This window comes from Pseudoalteromonas sp. 120-MNA-CIBAN-0494 (genome assembly GCF_040308885.1).
Lineage (GTDB): Bacteria > Pseudomonadota > Gammaproteobacteria > Enterobacterales > Alteromonadaceae > Pseudoalteromonas > Pseudoalteromonas nigrifaciens.
In genome coordinates this window covers 18920-39587 of record NZ_JBEOOE010000013.1, presented here as the reverse complement: position 1 = coordinate 39587, position 20668 = coordinate 18920, and the positions used below count along the sequence as shown (strand labels likewise).

17 protein-coding genes are annotated in these 20668 nt (G+C 39.1%); 3 read left to right on the top strand and 14 right to left on the bottom strand.

Features of this window, described 5'->3' with window-relative positions; all coding sequences use genetic code 11:
- Positions 1-7: 7 nt before the first annotated feature.
- The 11 genes from uspE to ccoN form a co-directional block, all read right to left on the bottom strand.
- Positions 8-934: a universal stress protein UspE gene (gene uspE, locus AAEY55_RS10075; RefSeq protein ID WP_350551081.1), complete on the bottom strand. Its 927-nt coding sequence runs from the start codon at positions 932-934 to the stop codon at positions 8-10.
- 167 nt (positions 935-1101) lie between these two features.
- Positions 1102-2253 (bottom strand): right-handed parallel beta-helix repeat-containing protein, encoded by a 1152-nt coding sequence (locus AAEY55_RS10070; protein ID WP_350551078.1) that lies wholly within the window; start codon positions 2251-2253, stop codon positions 1102-1104.
- Between the two features lie 239 nt (positions 2254-2492).
- The gene (locus AAEY55_RS10065) at positions 2493-3230 is read right to left on the bottom strand and encodes an FNR family transcription factor (protein WP_058373651.1); all 738 of its coding nucleotides are present in this window, start codon (positions 3228-3230) and stop codon (positions 2493-2495) included.
- Between the two features lie 41 nt (positions 3231-3271).
- Complete coding sequence (locus AAEY55_RS10060; RefSeq protein ID WP_041454477.1) at positions 3272-3943, bottom strand: sulfite exporter TauE/SafE family protein; 672 nt, start codon at positions 3941-3943, stop codon at positions 3272-3274.
- Positions 3936-4103, bottom strand: coding sequence for a cbb3-type cytochrome oxidase assembly protein CcoS (gene ccoS / locus AAEY55_RS10055; RefSeq protein WP_008109812.1), 168 nt, complete (start codon positions 4101-4103; stop codon positions 3936-3938). Before ccoS ends, AAEY55_RS10060 begins: the two co-directional genes overlap by 8 nt.
- A complete protein-coding gene (locus AAEY55_RS10050; RefSeq protein ID WP_193038388.1) occupies positions 4100-6475 on the bottom strand; it encodes a heavy metal translocating P-type ATPase in 2376 nt (791 codons plus the stop codon). Before AAEY55_RS10050 ends, ccoS begins: the two co-directional genes overlap by 4 nt.
- Before the next feature lie 8 nt (positions 6476-6483).
- Positions 6484-6975: a FixH family protein gene (locus AAEY55_RS10045; protein WP_011328521.1), complete on the bottom strand. Its 492-nt coding sequence runs from the start codon at positions 6973-6975 to the stop codon at positions 6484-6486.
- A 142-nt stretch (positions 6976-7117) separates the two neighbouring features.
- Positions 7118-8152 (bottom strand): c-type cytochrome, encoded by a 1035-nt coding sequence (locus tag AAEY55_RS10040; protein WP_011328520.1) that lies wholly within the window; start codon positions 8150-8152, stop codon positions 7118-7120.
- Positions 8149-8334, bottom strand: a complete 186-nt coding sequence (locus tag AAEY55_RS10035; RefSeq protein ID WP_011328519.1) for a cbb3-type cytochrome c oxidase subunit 3 — start codon at positions 8332-8334, stop codon at positions 8149-8151. The genes AAEY55_RS10040 and AAEY55_RS10035 overlap by 4 nt, the downstream gene beginning before the upstream one ends.
- A gap of 6 nt (positions 8335-8340) precedes the next feature.
- Positions 8341-9015, bottom strand: coding sequence for a cytochrome-c oxidase, cbb3-type subunit II (ccoO, locus tag AAEY55_RS10030; protein WP_011328518.1), 675 nt, complete (start codon positions 9013-9015; stop codon positions 8341-8343).
- A 12-nt stretch (positions 9016-9027) separates the two neighbouring features.
- Positions 9028-10461 carry a cytochrome-c oxidase, cbb3-type subunit I gene (gene ccoN, locus AAEY55_RS10025; RefSeq protein ID WP_011328517.1) on the bottom strand — a complete coding sequence of 478 codons (1434 nt, stop codon included), beginning with the start codon at positions 10459-10461 and terminating at the stop codon, positions 9028-9030.
- Between the two features lie 344 nt (positions 10462-10805).
- Here ccoN and AAEY55_RS10020 point away from each other — a divergent pair, with 344 nt between their 5' ends.
- From AAEY55_RS10020 to AAEY55_RS10010, 3 genes are all read left to right on the top strand, one after another.
- Complete coding sequence (locus AAEY55_RS10020) at positions 10806-11228, top strand: hypothetical protein (protein ID WP_182683372.1); 423 nt, start codon at positions 10806-10808, stop codon at positions 11226-11228.
- A gap of 822 nt (positions 11229-12050) precedes the next feature.
- Positions 12051-14498 (top strand): TonB-dependent receptor, encoded by a 2448-nt coding sequence (locus AAEY55_RS10015; protein WP_011328515.1) that lies wholly within the window; start codon positions 12051-12053, stop codon positions 14496-14498.
- A 104-nt stretch (positions 14499-14602) separates the two neighbouring features.
- Positions 14603-15970, top strand: coding sequence for a hypothetical protein (locus AAEY55_RS10010; RefSeq protein WP_208833897.1), 1368 nt, complete (start codon positions 14603-14605; stop codon positions 15968-15970).
- Between the two features lie 50 nt (positions 15971-16020).
- Here AAEY55_RS10010 and AAEY55_RS10005 read toward each other — a convergent pair whose 3' ends face one another.
- From AAEY55_RS10005 to mfd, 3 genes are read right to left on the bottom strand one after another with little or no spacing between them, the layout of a single operon-like run.
- Entirely contained in the window at positions 16021-16275 is a 255-nt protein-coding gene (locus tag AAEY55_RS10005; RefSeq protein ID WP_086994927.1) for a DUF3862 domain-containing protein, read from the bottom strand.
- A 31-nt stretch (positions 16276-16306) separates the two neighbouring features.
- Positions 16307-17143, bottom strand: coding sequence for a peptidoglycan binding protein CsiV (locus AAEY55_RS10000; protein ID WP_179807303.1), 837 nt, complete (start codon positions 17141-17143; stop codon positions 16307-16309).
- Entirely contained in the window at positions 17143-20616 is a 3474-nt protein-coding gene (gene mfd / locus AAEY55_RS09995) for a transcription-repair coupling factor (protein ID WP_350551070.1), read from the bottom strand. Before mfd ends, AAEY55_RS10000 begins: the two co-directional genes overlap by 1 nt.
- Positions 20617-20668 lie beyond the last annotated feature (52 nt).

Sequence of the window (20668 nt, the reverse complement as noted above, 5' to 3'; positions counted from 1 at the left end):
ACAAAATTTAATCTTTTGCGAGTGGGCTTATATAACCATCGGGTTTGAGTGCCAATACATCGCAATCTAGGCTATCAATTACATGCTCTGCAGTATTGCCTACTAAGGCCGCGCTTAAACCAGTACGCCCTACAGTGCCAATAACCACCAACTCGCTGTTTAAACGTTTTGCTACATCGGGAATAACGTCTTCAGGCAAACCCTCTTCAATAAAGCACTGCTCAGGGGGTAAATTAAACTCATCAGCCAGTGCATTAGTAGATTGATGATGATGTTTTTTAACCGACTCGTTATAAATGCCAGGGTTAAATTCAGGTATTTCTATGGCAATATTAATTGGTGTCGCAGGGTAGGCGTTCACCAAGTTTAGTTGGGCGTTGGCCAGTTCTGCTAAAAATTGTGCGTCTTTAATAATACGTTTATTAAGGGCTAAGTGTTGCTCGTTTTCGCTCACTGCATTAACAGCCGCTAAAATGTTGCCATTTGCAGGCCATGCCATTTGTTTTACAAATAAAACCGGAGATGGACATTTTCGTACTAAATGCCAGTCGGTTGGGGTGAAAATAACGGCTTTAAGTGTACTGTGCTGATGAGTGCCTTTAATAACAAGGTCAAAGCTTTGCTCAATAACGGTATTAATAATGGCTTCGTAAGGGCGATTGTGCCAAACAACTTGCGTATCAATATTAATATTTTGATAAGGCGATACTAAATCTTTTAACCAAAGCTCGCGGTCGTTTAACACGGCTTTACGCATAGCTTCGCGCTCTTCGCCAGAGAGCATAGTAGTCATTTCATAAGAAAAGTCGTAAACCGTCATAAAGGCGGTAATTCTCGCACCAGATTTTTTAGCTAAGTCAATTGAACGAGCTAAACCGTGCTGGTCGTCTTTGGTGGGGTCAATAACCGCAAGAATGCGTTTAATCGTGTTCATGTGCAACTCCATTCACTTTACGGGTGTACTTTGAGTGTAACGTAAATAGAGCACAGTGAAAGGGATAGCACAAATATTATTGTTCTAAATCAAAAAATATTTTTAGAGTCTATTAAATCCTTTCTAGCAAATACTCAAAACTAATTAAAAGCAAAGTTTATGCGATTCTAATTACTTGTAGGCTTTAGTAATGTATTATTTTTCTCAATAAACCCATTGGTTTTTTTTACAAAATTCACCTCTGGAAGTAAGTTATAAGTATTATCTTTAATTGTAGAAAATATATAGCTTTTTCCACCACGAGAGAATAAATTAATGAGATCCCAGTATTTTTTTTCTGGATAAACAGTCATATCAATATCGAGAAAGTGGTTATTATTGATATAAATACCTCTTACATATTCATCATCAATAAGCTCACCTGTTACATCAGACTGTATTCTAATTCCGCCCTTGGCGCGTATAATAGTATTGTTTACAAAGTAAATATTACCCCAGTTAAAAGGAGTATTTACACTTCTTGGTTTATTTGGGTAAGCATTAAGTATAAATTTATTTGTGTCTACAAACGAATTTGCAATTATTTTAACATTTGAATAATAAGTCAGCTCGATTGCAGTACCTTTAGTGTTTTTAAATGTATTATATATTATTAAAGCCTTAGACACTGGTTTTACGGAAGCGAACTTTAAAGAGCCCTTCAAGCCTTCAAAAATATTATTCTCAACTGTAATATCATGAGTGCCACCAAAATTATTATTCCAAGGGTGTGTGGTGGTAACTTGCGTAATATTTTCAAAGTAATTATTACTAATCTTTACTCTGAAAGAGTTAATCGGCGCGTCATAAGAAGATAAGTGAGAAGAGGTTGCTCTAATTGCTGCATCCCCGAAGTTAAAGAACTGATTATAGCGCACTGAAATATCAGAAGAGCCGGCAAAAAGTATACCTTGCTCGCCCCAAGCGTAATTAACAGGATCTTTAGTTAACCCCTCAAAGGTGAAGCCTTCAAGAGTTATAAAACGTGAGTTATAAAAAGCTAAAATATATTCACCTTCAAACCCATCACACTTTCTCAGTATTACACCTTTTTTTGCAGAGATAACAACATTACTAATATTTTTTAAAATAATAGCTGAACAAATATCATAAATGCCCGGCTGCTCAATTATTAATTCGCTATTCTCTGCAGTATTTAGAATTAATTCTTTTAATGATTGAGAGTCATCCACTCCATCATCTGGGATCATTGAGCTTAATGTTTGGGCACTGAATATGCTTAAAGAAAAAACAAACAAAAAATATAAAATATTATGCATAATATTTCCCTTTTATATTGTGAATAAAATAGAAGTATTCAATTATGATAAAAATTGCAATATAACTTTAGTAAGATATACAGAATAAATAATGTCACTGAATTAATTAAAGTGCGCTATAAATCAAACTTTAATTAAACTCACTGCTAAATTATTAGTTTAGTTAGAGTGGAATAGCAATTATTACACTCTAACTACGATGAAAGTATTTGTTAGAACAGGCAGGTTAGATGCTTTAATTAGCGGGGTTTTACTATTGCAGCAGCTTTGGCTAGTGCATCGTTATCTAAAATAGTAATAAATTTGCCTTCAACTTTTATTAAATCGGCTTTTTGAAAGCGACTCAATAAACGGCTAATTGTTTCAACGGTTAAACCCAAGTAATTGCCTATTTCGCCGCGGGTCATGGTAAATCGAAATTCTTTACGAGAAAAACCACGTTCACCAAAGCGTTCAGATAAGTTAAAAATAAAGCTGGCTAAGCGTTGCTCGGCAGATTTTTTGTTAAGCAGTAACAGCATTTCTTGATCATAGGTAATTTCGCTACTCATTAAGCGCATTATTTGTTGGCGTAACTTCGGGAGTCTGCCTGCTAACTCGTCAAGGGTATCAAACGGAATTTCGCATACCATAGATGTTTCTAACGCTTGTGAAAAACTTTGGTGCATCATTTTACTTATTGCATCAAAACCAACTAAGTCACCGGCTAAATGAAAACCTGTAATTTGCTCATCGCCTTGCTCAGATAAAGTATAAGATTTAAACGAACCCGAACGCACAGCATAAATAGCGTTTAATGGCGCGCCCGACTCAAACAAAAAGTCGCCTTTGTGTAATGGTTTTTTGCGCTCGATTATTTCGTCAAGCTTATCCATTTCTTGACCATTAAGAGAGAAGGGTAAACATAACTGGCTGATACTGCAGTTATTACAGCTAATAGCACAATTACTTTTAGCACGACCTTGAGAAAAATCCATAAATTCAATCCGTTAAAATTCAAGCCACAATATGATCAATGTTAATGCACAAGCTTATCTGTTGCAATGATCAGTAAATAAATACCATACCAAATTATTACGCTGCCTAATATTATTCGCGTCCAAGGGTGATTAAATAGGGTGCTCAGTTTTTTTGCACTAACGCCTATTGTGATCATCGCGGGAAATGTACCTAGTGCAAAACACAGCATTACTAATGCACCATCAAGCGCATTTGCGCTGGTCATGGCCCAAGTAAGTGCTGAATAAACTAAACCACAGGGTAACCAGCCCCATAAAGCGCCGTATCCAAGTGCTTTAAATGGCGAGTTAATCGGCATTAAATATTTATTAAATTTAACTAGGTGTTGCCAAACTAAGGTTTTACCTACTTTTTCGAGCCATTGTAAGGTAGCTGCTAAGCGCATTATATATACCCCTACCAACAACATAAAAATGCCTGCTATAAAAGACAGTGATAATGCAAAAACAGAGTTTTGCGTGGCAAATTTACTGCTAATGCCTGCCACTAATGCGCCTGCAAGCATGTAACTTAGCGCTCGGCCTATATTATAAGCAAAAGAGTAAATGAGGGTTTGGCGTTTATTACTGGCTAATTGCAATGAGCTGGCTATGCCACCACACATTGCAATGCAATGGCCGCTGCCAATTAGGCCCATAAAAAAAGCACTGACAAAAATAGGGTCAATCATTACTTTTGTTATGCTGCTCTTTGTCATCTTCAAACAAGATACTATGGCCTTGTTTATTTAAATCAGAAAATTGCTCGCCTTTTACTGCCCAAAAAAATACTCCTATAGCTATTAGTACAAATAAAATAGCGATAGGAACTAAAATGTAAATTATGCTCATAACTTTAACAGCCTTAATGAGTTGCATATCACAATAATTGAGCTGGTCGACATACCAATAACAGCCATCCAAGGCGCTACCAGCCCCATTGCAGCTAACGGTAATATTGAGCCATTATACAATAAAGACAAAGTTAAGTTTTGTTTAATAATACGCCTAGTTTTTTTGGCAACTATTAATAGGTGCTCGATTGAGGCTAAATCGCTATTGAGCAAAACCACATCGGCGCTATTTTTTGAAATATCGGCCCCAGTTTCCATGGCGATTGATAAGTGCGCGCTGGCAAATACTGGGCTGTCGTTTACCCCATCACCTACCATGGCAACCACTTCACCTTGTGTTGACCATTGCTCAACCGCTGTTTGTTTGTCTTTAGGGCTACAGCCCGATTGCACGCTGTGTAATTTAAGTTTTTTAGCTATACGTTGCCCCGCATCAGACGCATCGCCAGTAAGCATATGACACGTTAACTTATGTGTGTGTAGAGCGTTAATTAACGTACTCGCATCATCTTTTATTTTATCGACAAAGTAAAAACGGGCAATAGGTTGCTGATTAATATACAAAGTTGCTTGCGCGTTAGTTTTTTTACTATTAAACCAGCCACTTTTACCAATAGCATAATGGGTGTCGTTATGCTGTGCACTGATCCCTTTGCCCGGATGTAATTGAATGTCGTTAAGTTTATGCCCTGGTACTTTATATTGGCTAAACGCACGGGCAATTGGGTGCTCTGAATAGCTCTCTAGTTGGGCTGCAATCTCAAGCACTTGGTTTTTAGTGTACTCTTCACTGAGTATATCGACCGCATCTAAGCTAAAGCGTCCTTGGGTTAGCGTGCCGGTTTTATCAAATGCGAATAAAGTGATTTTAGATAAAGTTTCGAGCACATGCGCTTGTTTTATTAAAATACCTTTACGAGTAAGGTTGGCTACCGAACAGGTTAATGCGGTTGGAATAGCTAAGCTTAGCGCGCAAGGACAAGTAGCCACGAGTACAGAAATAGTGATCCAAAATGCTTGCTCAGGGGCAATTTGATACCAGCCAAATGCCGTTATCGATGCAAATATAAGTAACACGGCTACAAACCATTGGGCAACTTTATCTGTAATTTCTACTAGTTTAGGGCGTTTGCTAAGTGCATTGTGTTGTAGGCGAATTATTTGATTTAGCAGCGTGCTTTGACCTATTTTATTGATTTTTATTTCAATAATACCGTCATGATTGACTGTGCCGGCGTAAACACTGTGATTAATAAACTTATTAACCGGCAGGTGCTCTCCGGTCATCATTGATTCATCAACGCTGGTTTTACCTTTAATTAAAATTCCATCGGCAGGAATGGTTTCGCCGGCTTTAATTAGAATAATATCATTTAATTTAAGCTTTTTAGCGGCAATAATATGTTCTTGCCCATTTGCATCGAGAGTACGGGCGGTTAGTGGCAATAACTTTTGTAAGTTAGCTGTAAATTCACTGGCTTTTAATCGTGCTCTAAATTCTAGATATTTACCTAATAATAATAAAAAGGTGAACATACATACCGATTCAAAGTACACCTCGCCAACATTCATAATTGTGGCGTAAGAACTTGCGCCGTAAGCACCAAAAATAGCCAGCGAGACGGGTAAGTCCATATTAAGCTGTTTTGCTTTTAAACCATTAATGGCATTACTTAAAAAGGGCAGTGCGCTATATAAAATAACCGGAGAAGCTAAAACGAGGCTGATCCACCTAAAGTATTCCTCAAAATTACTGTCCATACCGGAGAACATGCCAAAGTACATAGCAAAGGCAAACATCATCACTTGCATGGTCATTAAACCGGCTACACCTAAGCGGCGAATATAGGCTTTTGCGGTTTGCTGTTTTTGCTGTGCTTCTAAGTCGGACTGAAACGGATAGGCTTTATAGCCAATTTTAGCAAGGCTAGTAATAATTTCGCTCAATGGGGTGGCGGTTTTATCCCATTGCACCATAGCGCGGTTAGTTGAGGTATTAACATCAACACGCTTTACTGTTTTTAAACTAAGTAATTGCTTTTCTATAAGCCATGCACAAGCTGCGCAGGTTATACCTTCTACGCTGAGCAATACTTCTGAGAAGTTGTCATTGGTCGTTATAAATTCGTCTTGAATATCTTCATTGTCGTAGCTTTTAATAAAGGCGAGTTGCTCTGGTACTAACTGCTCTACTTTACCAGCTTGAACGGTACGATATTTATAATAGTCGGTCATACCTTGATCAATAATGTTTTGCGCAACGGCTTGGCAGCCAATGCAACACATTGGCTGAGATTTATTATCAATTACTACGTGTGCGCTAAACCCGTTAGGTACACTTTCAAGGCAATGAAAGCAATTTATAGACATACTAAATACTACTTATAATTAGGTGTAACTAAAACAGCAAGGGTGGTTGGTAAGGTAATGTTTTCTTTTAACTTCCAGCTACCATCAATAGGCTCAATAAATACCGAATAAGCACCGTCGGTAAACCCGTCAAGTAATGCGGTAAATTCTTGATTAGCATTAGGCGTTAGCGTGGCTTCAAAGTCATGCGCTTTAATTGTACGATGATAAAACGACAGTTTTAATGCATGTATGTTGCTTGTATCGCCTTTGGTAAATTTAAAACCAACGCGCTCACTGGTAACATTCAGCTCGCCATGTAAGTATAAAGCTTTTGCCTTATCAAACTTAGTAAGCTCTAAGTTAATTGCTTTGCCTTTTTTATAGTAGTCATCTACCACCATATCAGGGCCATTGCCTATGGCGGTAAAGAATAAGCTAATGCAGCCAATAATTGCAGCAGAGGGAAAAAAGATTAAAAACCAAGGCCAAAAATTTTTATACCACGGAGTAGGTTGCATAGTTACTCTAAAATAAAATGAAGATGCGGCTATACTATAATAAATATTTGTAAAAGACTAAAAAAAAGCCTCCGAGTGGAGGCTTTTTTGATCTGGATTAATCTATTGAATTTAAAAGATTAAATATTCGTTAACGGTGTAACTATTTAGCTTGAGATAAGCTGTAAACGTAAGCCGTTAGTAGGTGTATTTTATCTTCACCTAAAATATCTTTCCACGCTGGCATTACACCGGCACGACCATGGTTAAGTGTTTCTTCAACAGCACGTTGAGAACCACCATATAACCAAACGTTGTCGGTTAGGTTAGGTGCACCAAAGGGTAAGTTGTGTGCAACAGAGCCTTTACCGTCAGCACCATGACATGCAGCACACATAGCCCACTTAGCTTCGCCGGCAGCAGCGTCTTTTTGGTTTACAGTACGACCTGAAAGGCTAAGTACATGAGCGGTCATTTCTTTAACGCCTTGCTCACCTAATGCAGCACCCCAAGGTGGCATTGCTGCTATACGCCCGTAAAGTAATGTTTCTTTAATTTTATCGGGTGTGCCGCCATATAACCAATCATTATCAGTTAGGTTAGGAAAGCCAGTACCACCACGTGCGTCAGAACCATGACACTGAGAACAGTTTTGTGCAAAAAGACGTTGGCCAATTTCAATTGCTAGCTGACCCTGTGTCTCGGCATGTTTTTCACCATTTTCAAGTGCAACTTGCTGTGCTGCGTCACCTTCAAATTTAGATTCAACCAATTTTACTACAGGTATTTGTGCCAGTTCATTAAAAATAGGACCAAAACGTGCATCTGCAACGCGGTACTCAGCGTCCAGTTTTACAAAGCGACCTTCTTCTTTAGCAAGTTCTACTGCTTCTTTAGACTCAGCCAAAGAAGTAATACCTTGGTTAGAACTAGTCCACTTACCTAACCCTTCCCAGTTACCTAAACCTGGGTAAGCTGCTAAGTAATAAACAGACCAAATAAATGTTGCAAAGAACATGTAAGTCCACCACTTAGGTAGTGGATTATTTAGCTCTTCAATTCCATCATATACATGTCCGCAGCTTTCACCTTCAGGTACACCAGCGTAGTTTTTTAAATTCCACACGAGTAAACCAAACAAAATGAACAAACATGATAGGGTTAATACAATAACCCAAATACTCCAAAAGCTAGTCATTTCTCAGACCCCTTTTCCTCGTTAGAGAGCGTATTGTTGTGTTTTTTTTCATCTTCGAAAATAACATTAGCAGCGTCTTTAAAACGTGTTTTACTACGTTTGCTGTATGCCCAAGCAACAATCACAATAAATAGTACTAAAATTACCAGAGTTAAAATGCCTCTGTATGTCCCATAATCCATAATTAGTTACTTCAAGTGGGTGCCAAGCTGTTGCAAATAAGCGATAAGGGCTTGCATTTCTGTTGCACCTTTACCGTCATTCATTGCATCAACTTTGGCAACATCAGCGATTAATTCTTCATCACTACCGTAACCTAAACCATCGTAACGGTCGGTACGGCTATCGATTCCAAATGTGTCACGGAAAATTTTAAGTTTATTCAAAGTCAAGCTTGTATCAAGCGTATTCTCTGCTAACCAAGGAAAGCCTGGCATGTTCGACTCAGGAACCACAGCACGTGGGTCAACTAAGTGAGCATAATGCCAGTCATCCGAATAACGTTTGCCTACACGAGCTAAGTCAGGACCAGTACGTTTAGAACCCCAAAGGAAAGGGTGATCCCAAACAGATTCACCAGCAACCGAATAGTGGCCATAACGCTCAACTTCGTCACGAAAAGGGCGGATCATTTGTGAGTGACAGTTAGAACAACCCTCACGTACATATAGATCTCGGCCTTCCATTTCAAGTGCCGTTAACGGACGTAGTCCGTCAACTGGTTTAGTTGTATCGTCTTGAAACATTAGCGGAGTAATTTCAACTAATGCACCAAAGCTAATTGCGAAAACGGTCAAGATAGCCATAAGGCCAATGTTTTTTTCGACTATTTCGTGTTTGTTTTGTGAATTTTTATTGCTCATTATCTCACTCCGTTATGCTAATTGTGCTTGTTCGTCTAATTGCAGCGAATCATTCTTCGCTGCCACTGTACGATAAACGTTATAAGCCATAACTAGCATACCTACTACGATGAACACACCACCAATAAAGCGTATAACATAGAAAGGATGAGACGCCTCTAAAGACTGTACAAAGCTATACATTAATGTGCCATCAGAGTTAACTGCACGCCACATTAGACCTTGCATTACACCTGAGATCCACATTGCTACTATGTATAAAACAACACCAACAGTGTGTAACCAAAAATGTGTGTTAATTAATTTAACGCTGTACATACGACCTTGCGAGAATAGCGCAGGGATTAAGTGGTAAATAGCGCCGATAGATATCATTGCAACCCAACCTAATGCACCTGAGTGAACGTGTCCTACAGTCCAGTCGGTGTAATGAGAAAGCGCGTTTACAGATTTAATTGCCATCATTGGGCCTTCAAACGTTGACATACCGTAAAAAGATAATGAAACAACTAAGAAACGTAAAACAGGGTCAGTACGAAGCTTATGCCATGCACCAGACAACGTCATAATACCGTTAATCATGCCACCCCAAGATGGAACGAATAGGATAATAGACATAACCATGCCTAAACTTTGCGTCCAATCAGGAAGCGCAGTGTAGTGAAGGTGATGAGGACCTGCCCAAATATAAAGCGAAATAAGCGCCCAAAAGTGAACCACTGATAAGCGGTAAGAGTAAACCGGACGGCCTGCTTGTTTTGGTACAAAGTAATACATCATACCTAAAAAGCCAGCTGTTAATAAAAAGCCAACGGCATTGTGTCCGTACCACCACTGTACCATTGCATCAACTGCACCAGCATAAATGGAATACGATTTAGTTAACGACACAGGTACAGCCATACTGTTTACAATATGAAGTACAGCAACCGTAATGATAAAGCCAGCATAGAACCAGTTAGCTACATATATATGAGACACTTTACGCTTTGCGATTGTGCCCATAAATACTACGGCATAAGTTACCCATACAACGGCTATTAAAATATCAATTGGCCACTCAAGTTCTGCATATTCTTTAGAACTTGTAATACCCAAAGGTAGTGTAATAACAGCAAGCACAATAACAAGCTGCCAACCCCAAAAGGTAAAAGCTGCTAATTTATCTGAAAGAAGGCGCGTTTGACAGGTACGTTGAACGACGTAATAAGACGTCGCAAAAAGTGCACTTGTACCAAATGCGAAAATAACTGCGTTCGTGTGTAACGGACGAAGTCGAGAGTATGTTAACCATGGTGTATCAAAGTTAAGTGCTGGCCAAGCTAGTTGGGCAGCAATCAGAACCCCAATACTCATGCCAACGATGCCCCAAATCACTGTCATAATAGCGAATTGGCGTACAACTTTATAGTTGTACTCAGTGTGTGATGCTACTGTCTGGCTCATTTTCTGGCTTCCGCTGCAATAAATGCGTTTAGAAATGAATTACCCACCTAAAAAAAGTGGGGCCTACTATTACTTCACAAGCTTGCCATCTAAAACATTAAAAATGCGATTATTTTAGAAAACAGACTCGAGAAACCCTTATTTTTTTGCGGTTGAAATGATAAAATTTTTGGCTTAAAAAAGATAGGTCAATTACATAATATTATGACATCAATCAAACTTTACTAGCTTGCTGTTTACTTTTTGAGGTGAATTGTACGTTATTTGTAATAAAAGTGTGATTTGACCTTGTGACTATTAAATTAGTGCCAGCCATTATTTTTTGGATTGTGAGTACCTGCCACATGTATATATATAGAGTATGTTTGTTTTTTTTACTAATTTTTTTAGTTGCGTGTGATTATTCAAAAACCAGCGATACACAACAATTAAAAAACCTTGCTTGCGAAGCCGGTTTAGCCTGTACTTTTCCAAATGGCGTTAAAGTGTGGCTTAGCGATGGTGATTTATCCCCCGAAACACCATTCTCCATATTTGCCGAGTTACCTAAAGGGCATGTTATTACGAATGCAAAACTTGAAGGCGTAACTATGTATATGGGGTATATTCCTCAGCAATTTAAGCGCCATGGCAACACTTGGCAAAGTGAAACTATGGTAGGTATTTGCGCTGAAAAAAATATGCTGTGGAAATTAATCCTTAACGTAACCGATGAGGTAACACAGCAAAGCAACTCGGTATATTATTATTTTTACGTTACTTACTAAACATGCCATTGCTTATATTGCTTATTAAGTAGCTCGCTTAATTTGCAGCAGGGAGATAAGCATTCTGGTTGAGATCAGTTTAGTTGTGCTTACTCTCTTTAAGTTAAGCGTTACTTTTTATTTCTTGGCGCAGAAAAGCTAAATCCGCAGAGGGTTAGCTTTAGCGCAAGAAGATTAAGCCTACAATAAGAGTACTTCGTACACTCACATCATTTTAGCTAGCACTTAGCACTCCTGCCTTTTGTAATTTTTACTTTCTCTTTTTAATTTCGAAAAATGCATCAATGGTATTTGGTTAATTAAGTGTACTACTAGGTTTGAGGCAATCATTGCTTCATTAAATTGGTGAATAATTTACTTGTTTAATCTTGGCTGAATAAAAAATCTCTCCTTTAAAAGCTATATATGCGTTAAATCAGACTAATTAATAACTCAAAGCGCATAAATATAGTTATCAATTAACATCTAGTTTTACGGTTTTAATAACCTACTGTGATTAACTTGTTAAATTACCGGTTAAAGGTACATTGTTGAGTTAATTACATTTAATTACAAAGTCCATTAGTTTGATTTCACCTGTGCTTTTAATGTAGCGCAATGCATTTAGTGTATTGATTTTGAAGTGTATTTATTAATTAACAAGGAAACATAGTGTAACGTTTGTACCTTTTTTGGGTGTTGTGTTTTTCGGTTGGTTTTTAATTAGCCTTTCGTTAAGTTTTTGTTCAGTTAATCACGCCTAAGTTGCTGTTTTCTGACTCACAATTCTTATAAAAGTGAGCATTACCATTTAGGTAAATTTTCAACAAGTAGGGTTCATCCATGAAAAAATCAACTCTTGGCTTAGCGGTTATCGCTGCTATTCCAATGTTCTCAAGTGTGCAAGTTTTAGCGGCTGACGAAGCGGCAAAGTCAATTGAAAAAATTCAAGTAACAGGCTCTCGTATTAACCGTACAGATATGGAAACGGCTAGCCCTATTACAGTTATAGGCGATGACTTTATTGCAAAAAGTGGTTACACATCAGTTGCAGACGTGCTTTCTAATCAACCATCAGCGGCAGGGATGAGCTTAGGTGGTTCGAGTAATAATGGTTCAGGTGGTACTGCTACTGTAAACCTACGTGGTATGGGCTCTCAGCGTACTCTAGTATTATTAAATGGTCGTCGTATGGTTTCATCTGGAACCGGTGCAGATTCTTCTGTTGATTTAAATACGATTCCAGTTGCAATGATTAAGTCTATTGAAATTTTAAAAGATGGTGCTTCTGCAGTATACGGTTCAGATGCTATCGCTGGTGTTGTTAATATAATAACCAAGAAAGACTTTGAAGGTTCAGAAGTTAATGTAGAAGGTAGCCGCACTACAAAAGGTGATGGCAATAACTACGGTGTAAGTTTATTACACGGAATGCAAATTGCTGAAGGTAATTTAGTTGTAGGTGCGCAGTATTCAAGCCGCGGCGAAATAATCCAATCAGACAGAAGCTTTGTAGAGCCAGGTCAATCATCATTTATTCCAGAGGGAACACTTGGTGGTAAAATGCCAGATGGAAATGGTGGTTTTATAGACCGTAATAAAGGCTATGATTATACGACTTCTAGCTATGCACAAACACCAAACGACTTGTACAGTATTTTTACTAGCTTTGATAAAGAGTTAGACTCAGATACAACATTTAATGTTGATTTGATGTATACGCGTCGTGATTCGACTCAACAGCTTGCACCACAACCAGCAAATATTGATTTAAAAACAGCTAATTTAGATGCTGCTTATACAAGTGCTTTTGTAGATGGTAAGGGTGCTCTTGCAGATACCTTAGAGTATCGTCGCAGAATGGTTGATGCAGGTCCTCGTATTTATGAGCAAAAAACCGATACCTACAGAGCGTCTGTTGCATTAGCGGGTACGTTAGATAACGACGCTAGCTGGGATGTAAGTGCTACTTATGGCCGTAATGATTCTAAAGATAAAGTTCAAAACTCTATCCATGCAAGCAATGTTGAGCAAAGCATTTATGCTAATCAAGCGCTTTGGTTTGCTGGCGATGCATTAAATCGCGATATGTTAGTGTCAGATGGTGCAATTTACACTGAGTCAAATGAAGGTGGTAACGAGCAGTTTATTCTAGCTGCAGGTTACAGTGCACTAACAGATAACGATATTGGTTATGCAATTGGTGTTGAAAACAGATTTGAAAGTGGTTATTACACTCCAGATATGATCACTCAACGCGGTGAAAGTACAGCGGCACAACAAGATCCAACTGAAGGTGATTACTCAGTACAGTCTGTGTATTTTGAAGCGTCTATGCCAGTGCTTGAGTCAGTAACAATTGAAGGTGCTGCACGTTACGATAACTACTCAACGTTTGGTGGTGCAACAACGTGGAAGCTTGGTGCAACTTGGAACGTAACAGATGAGTTTATGGTTCGCTCTGTATTAGCGACTGGCTTTAGAGCACCTAATGTTGCTGAGCTTTTTGGTGGTAACTCAGGCTCTTTCGATTACCTAGAAGATCCATGGGGTAATGAGCAAGACCCTCAAATCGAAGTAAATTACACCAGTGACAAAAACCTTAAAGCAGAAGAAAGTAAGTCATTTACTTTTGGTATGGTATGGGAAATTACTGATGGCTTATCAAGCACCATGGATTACTGGAAGTTTGATATAACTGATGCAATTACGCGTCTAGACGTTCAGAACGAAATGAGAAATTGTTTTGCTGGTACGCTTGAGTCATGTTCATCAATCAATATTACATCAACAGGTGATTTATCAAATATGAGTTCAGCATTAACAAATGTTGGCTCGCAAAAAACATCTGGTGTTGATTGGAATATCTCATACAAAGCAGATAACTATGCTATCAACCTTGATACAACATACTTAATCGAATTTGAACAAGATGATATTGATTACACAGGCACTATCGATGGCAATATCGGTGGCTATGCTAAAATCAAATCAAATCTATCTGTAAATTACGATGTAAGCGAAGCTTTAAGCTTTCTTTATAATGCAAGATTCGTTAAAGGAATGGATGGCGAGTATTACGGTGACTTCTTTAGCACTGACAATACTGTTTATCATGATATTTCTATGAGCTACAGCGTAAGTGATGATTTACGCATTACTGGTGGTATGAATAATATCTTTGATAAAGAGCCTGAGTCTGTATTAGGTGGTAATGATATGGGAACAGTTCCTGAGATATACGATGTAATTGGTTCGCGTATTTTTGCGAGTGTTAATTTTAAATTTTAATTAGCAGAATAAATATTTTAAGGCCTAGTTTTTACTAGGCCTTTTTTATTGAACAAAATACTTCAGGCAAGTACACTAAGGAGCTATATTACAAGGAGATTTAATTGTTAAAGCAAGATGAGAATTTATCTTTTATTATTGAACCGCAGCTGGGCCAACGCTCAGAGCAACGCCTTGATTTATACTTTTCTATTCCCAACGAAATGGGCGTGAATGCACAAACCCTTAGTGAAGAATCCTATTTTAATAATCAATTTAAATCTTATTTAGCTTATAACGCCAATAATATTCACCTACCGCTAGTGCGAAGCCGTTTTGTAAGTAAAAACAAAGGTGAGCAGCGAGATTACCGACAAAACCTCAATTTGTATTGTTATCAGGTGCGCTTGGCTATTGATGCAGATATTAAAGAAACCCTCAAAATAGAAGACCCTGATGAATTTTATCAACGGGCGGGTGAGCTGTGCGAGCAAAGTCAAAGCTTATTAAGAAAACTAAGACGTTATACCCCTGAAGATGAAAAGCTAATTTCATTTTACACCAATGCCGATAACTACCTTAGTTGGCAAATAGAACAGTCGTTTTTAAAACTGCTTGATGAAGGACCACGCAGTAGTGACTATGCAAAAGAGCGCAACGACTTAGTTAACTTTTGTAAGTCAGAAAGCAGCTATCGCGAAGAGCAACAATATAATTCAGAATCAACCCTTAAAGATGCAAACCGCATTACTAATAAAATGCGGTTATTGCAGCGTTTAATTGAACATGGTGTAATTTTAAACCGCCAAACTCGCTACCTTAATAGTTATTTAAAACGTTTAGTTAAGGGCTCGGTAACCGCTGTAATTATGGCGTTAGTGATGATAGTTATACTCAACGCACGCGCAACTTTTACAGAAGTTACAGCAACATTAATCTTAATATTGGGGCTTATTTATGGCCTTCGCGAAATATTTAAAGAAGATATAACCCGAATTATTTGGCGCTCTATTGTACGTGGGCGGCCTAAGTGGCGGTTTGTTTTTAAAAATAGCGTGACCAAAGACAAAGTTGCGAGCCAGCTTATTTGGTTAGAATATACGCGCTTTAAAAATATTCCAAAAGAAGTCCGTGCTATTTTCTCCAAACGCCGGCAACAAAATAAGCTCGCTGCACAGTGGTTACACTTTGCAAGCGAAACACGTGTAAATGCCCGAGAGTTTTTACCAGGTTACGATAGTTTGCATCAAACACTGCAGTTTAGCCTTGCGCCGTTTTCTCGCTATCTTAAAAAAGGTGAGGGTAAGTTATATCATCTTGAGAGTAATAAGATTTCTAAGCAGGCTGTAGAGCGGCGTTATCAATTAAATATGGTATTAGTGCTAACCGAGCGAGATAAAAAGCTGTATCAGCGTTATAAAATAACCATGAACCGCAGTAAAATAGTTAATATTGAACTTATTTACTCAGATGACGGTACTAAGCAGGAATAACAAAGGCTGTAACCGGTTACATCCCATGTTATTCCTCTAAAGGGTTAGCGTTAGTTGTTTGCTAACCCTTTTTTGGTAAATAAAGTTACCTTGTTTGATACGAGTATAATTTCGATATTTTTCGCATCGTCACCCCAAACGCAGTTGGTATGCAGTGTTTTTTCTACGCAGTTATCAGCGCTTCCTAAAAAAACTTCAACTTCTGATTTATCCATACCAATTTTTATTTTTTCGTAGTTCTCAACATTTACTTTAGAACACGCCGCTAGGCTTAGCGTTGCTGCAATAATCAGGAGTTTTTTCATTGTTATTTCCTATGTGTTAAATAACATCATACTAATGTTTGAATTTTCTAATTTGGACGATCATTCCCATTCTAGGGTGATCAAAATAGTGTATTTCTTCACTTATTACTCGTCTGAATTGTGAAAAACGAGCTGCTTCTATTTCACCACTATCGCGCTTTTGGCTAATATCGAAATTAGCCGTTATGTATAAATAATGGCGTAAATGTATTTTAAATAAACCGTCGAGTTCCCACTTCATAGTGGGTTCTTTAGGTGCATTAAAAAAAGAATTTTGCGAGTTAACTAAGCTAACAAAGTCTGGGTTTGCATAACTTGGTGCGCTTTGCTCTGCACTTTTAATGTGCTCGCCGGCGATTAAATGCATGCTAGGTGCACGCGACTTGCTTGCCCCCTCAAAACGCCAGCCAGTATGTAATAGTGGCGTTAACCCTTTGCGCTCTAGGGCTTGGCGTTGGCTGTTAAATTGCAGCTGTGTTGGTGCTAAAATGTATGTTTGCTGCATTGTATCTTGTGCAGCTACAAGCGGTGTTACCGGTAGCTGATCGTAACTTTTTAAATAATCAATACTATTATCACACACGCCAGATTGCTGTTTTGAGTTAACTAAAGAATCAGTAAAAGAGCGTTTTTCAAAGCGTGTATCGCCATCAATACACGCTTGCATAGCTTGCTCAGTGTAAAGTGGGGTGAGTAAATCAAGTGTGTTTTTATCTTCAATAGCTGGTTTTTTAAGGCTAAAGTCTTCTTGTAAGTACGGAGCAGGGCGTTGTTTAAATACCAGTACTTCTACTTCAAACCAGCGCTCAGCAATTGCGGTGCTGCTAAATAAGCAGCATAAAATAATAAGCGATTTTTTTAGCAACATTAATGGCTAACCTTTTTTTCGAAATCTGCAAGCATTGCAGTGACCATTTTCAAGCGTTCGCGGGCATTTGCCTCACTAATAACAAAGCGCAGTTTATTTGCGCCATCCATTTTGTACACGCGCGGTGCACTTTGTATCAAGCCTATGATGAAGCTAGGATTAACCTTAGTGTTTTGGCTAAATTCAAAGTAACCACCTTTCGGGTTTGCCTCAATTTTTGTTATACCTAAATCACTTGCTCGCATTTTTAATTGCTGCAGGCTAAAGAGGTTTTTAGCCGCGTCGGGTAATAAGCCAAAGCGGTCGATTAATTCTACCTGCAATTCGTCCATATCGGCAACATTAGCACAACTAGCAACGCGCTTGTACATACCTAAACGTGCGTTCACATCGTAAATATAATCATCGGGTAATAAAGCCGGTAGCTTTAAGTCTACCTCAGTTTGTTTTTGCAAGAGGTTTTCAAGGGTGGGCTCTTTGCCTTCTCGCAATGCTTTTACTGCTTGTTCAAGCATTTCCATGTATAAGCTAAAGCCAATGGTTTGCATTTGTCCTGATTGATCATCACCTAAAAGCTCACCCGCACCACGAATTTCTAAATCGTGGGTTGCTAGTGCAAAACCTGCGCCTAAGTCTTCTAATGACTCTATTGCTTGTAAGCGTTTGCTTGCATCTTTAGAAAGAGCTTTAGGATCGCCTGTTAATAAGTAGGCATAAGCTTGGTGATGGCTGCGACCAACACGTCCACGTAATTGATGTAACTGCGCTAAACCTAGTTTGTCGGCTCTATCCATAATTATGGTGTTAGCAGTTGGTATGTCAATACCGGTTTCTATTATAGTGGTACACACTAATACGTTGTATTTTTGGTGGTAAAAGTCAGCCATTATTTGCTCAAGCTCTTGCTCGCGCATTTGCCCATGTGCACTGGTTACGCTTGCCTCGGGCACCCATTCACTTATTTCTTGTGCTACGCGCTCAATTGTCTCTACGTTATTATGTAAAAAGTAAACTTGGCCACCGCGTTTAATTTCTCGCAGTACCGCTTCACGTATTAATTCTACATCGCGTTGGCGCACAAAGGTTTTTACTGCTAAACGCTTTGCAGGTGGAGTGGCAATAATAGATAAGTCGCGCATACCGCTCATGGCCATATTTAAGGTACGCGGGATAGGCGTTGCAGTTAAAGTGAGTATGTCGACATCGGCGCGTAGCGCTTTAATCTTCTCCTTTTGGCGCACCCCAAAGCGATGTTCTTCATCAACAATTAATAAGCCTAAATCGTTAAATATAATATCAGCCTGGATCAGCTTATGAGTACCAATGACAATATCGAGCTTGCCGTTGGCCATTTTTTCAAGCGTGTCTTTTTGCTCTTTAGGTGAGTTAAAACGCGACAATACACCTACCTCAATAGGAAAGTCGGCAAAACGGTCTTTAAAGTTTTCAAAGTGTTGTTGGGCAAGTAATGTTGTAGGCACCAAAATAGCTACTTGTTTGTTATCGTTAACAGCTACAAATGCGGCGCGCATGGCGACTTCGGTTTTACCAAAGCCTACATCGCCACACACTAAACGGTCCATGGCTTGTTTTGATTGCATATCGCCTAATACGGCTTCAATGGCATTGCGTTGATCGTCGGTTTCTTCAAACGGGAAGCTGTCGCTAAATTGGCGATAAGCTGGGGCATCGAGGGTAAATTTATTCCCTGGTTTTGCTTGGCGCTGAGCGTAAATATCAAGTAACTCAGCGGCTACATCGCGCACTTTTTCAGCAGCACGTTTTTTAGCTTTGTCCCATGCATCTGAGCCAAGTTTATGCAGTGGTGCACTAGCTTCTTCGCCGCCCGAATAACGGCTGAGCATATGCAGCGCCGAAACCGGTACATACAGTTTTGCTTCACTGGCGTAAGTAATGGTAACAAATTCGGTGATAATGCCTGCGGCATCTATGGTTTGTAAACCTTGATAGCGACCAACGCCGTGATCAAGATGTACAATAGGTTGGCCTTCTTTAAGCTCGGCTAAGTTACGAATTAGCGCATCTTGGCTGGCTTGGTATTTATGCTTACGGCGACGGCGCTGCGATACTTTTATGCCAAGCAGTTCTTGTTCGGTGATTATAGATAAACTAGGTTTAGTACCTAATACAACACTTTGCTCTAGTGGGCTAACAATTAAGCCAACATCGCTTTGGCTTTTTGTAAACTGCTCAAAACTAGTAAATTCTTTAAACTTTAAGCCGCTGGGTTTTAATACTCCCAGTAATGACTCGCGCCGGCCATCCGATTCTACGCTAAGTAAAATACGGCCTTTTTGCTTTTTTTGCGCCGCCACATAGTTTATAAACGCACCGTAAGGTTCGCTTTGTTTATGATCAATGCGAATAACAGGTAATTCACTAACGGTTAAATTTTTATTGCCGGCTTTAGTACCCAACTTTGCTTGAGATAAGCGAATACGCGCATAGTTACTTAAATTAGCAAACAATTCATTAATGGGTTGATACAGTGCGCTGGGCTCTAATAATGGACGCAGTGGGTCTACGCGGCGGTTTTCATAACGCACGTTTACATCATGCCAAAAATTATCGGCGGCATGTTCTAAATCACCAAGCTGCATTACCGTTGTGGTTTCAGGTAGGTAATCAAAAATAGTGGCCAGTTGCTCAAAAAACAGCGGCATATAATATTCTATACCGGCAGGCCAATTACCTTTACTCACTTGCATGTAAACAGAGTCTTGCTGCGCGCTGGCACCAAACTTTTCACGATACGCTATTCTAAAGCGTTCAATATCGGCTTCGTTAGTGGGGAATTCGTGTGCCGGGAGTAGTTCAATTTTATCTACTTTTTCATCCGAGCGCTGGGTTTCAACATCAAATAAACGAATGCTGTCGAGCTCGTCGTCAAAAAAGTCGAGCCTAAAAGGATGCGGGCTGCCCATAGGGTATAAGTCGACAATAGAGCCGCGAATGGCGTACTCGCCGTGCTCCATTACTTGCTGTACGTTTAAATAACCTGCTTGTTCTAAATTATTTCTAAAATTATGAGTATCGAGTTTATCGCCCACTTTAAAGTTAATTGTGGACCCATAAATAAACGAAGCCGGGGCGGTGCGCAGCATTAAGGTAGAAACAGGTACAATTAATACACTTTGTTGCTCATTTTTGAGCGTATTTAAAGTGGCTAACCGGGCAGAAATAATATCTTGATGAGGAGAAAAATGGTCGTAAGGCAGGGTTTCCCAGTCAGGAAATATCATTACCGGGTTGTCGGGCAATAAATACTCTAGCTCGGTTTCAAGGCGCAGGGCGCTTGGCGTGTCTGGGGTTACAATTAATACTAAATTGTCTTGTTGTTTTACACCCTCAGCAATAGCAATGCTTAAACCGCTGCCGCTAAGTTGCCCCCATTGAATTTTATCTTTTTGAGATTTCACCCAAGGCAAGGCTGCCCATTGCTCAAACGCCATTTATTACTCCATTTATAAATTGGCCCTAATTTATTATGTAATAAGGGCCAAG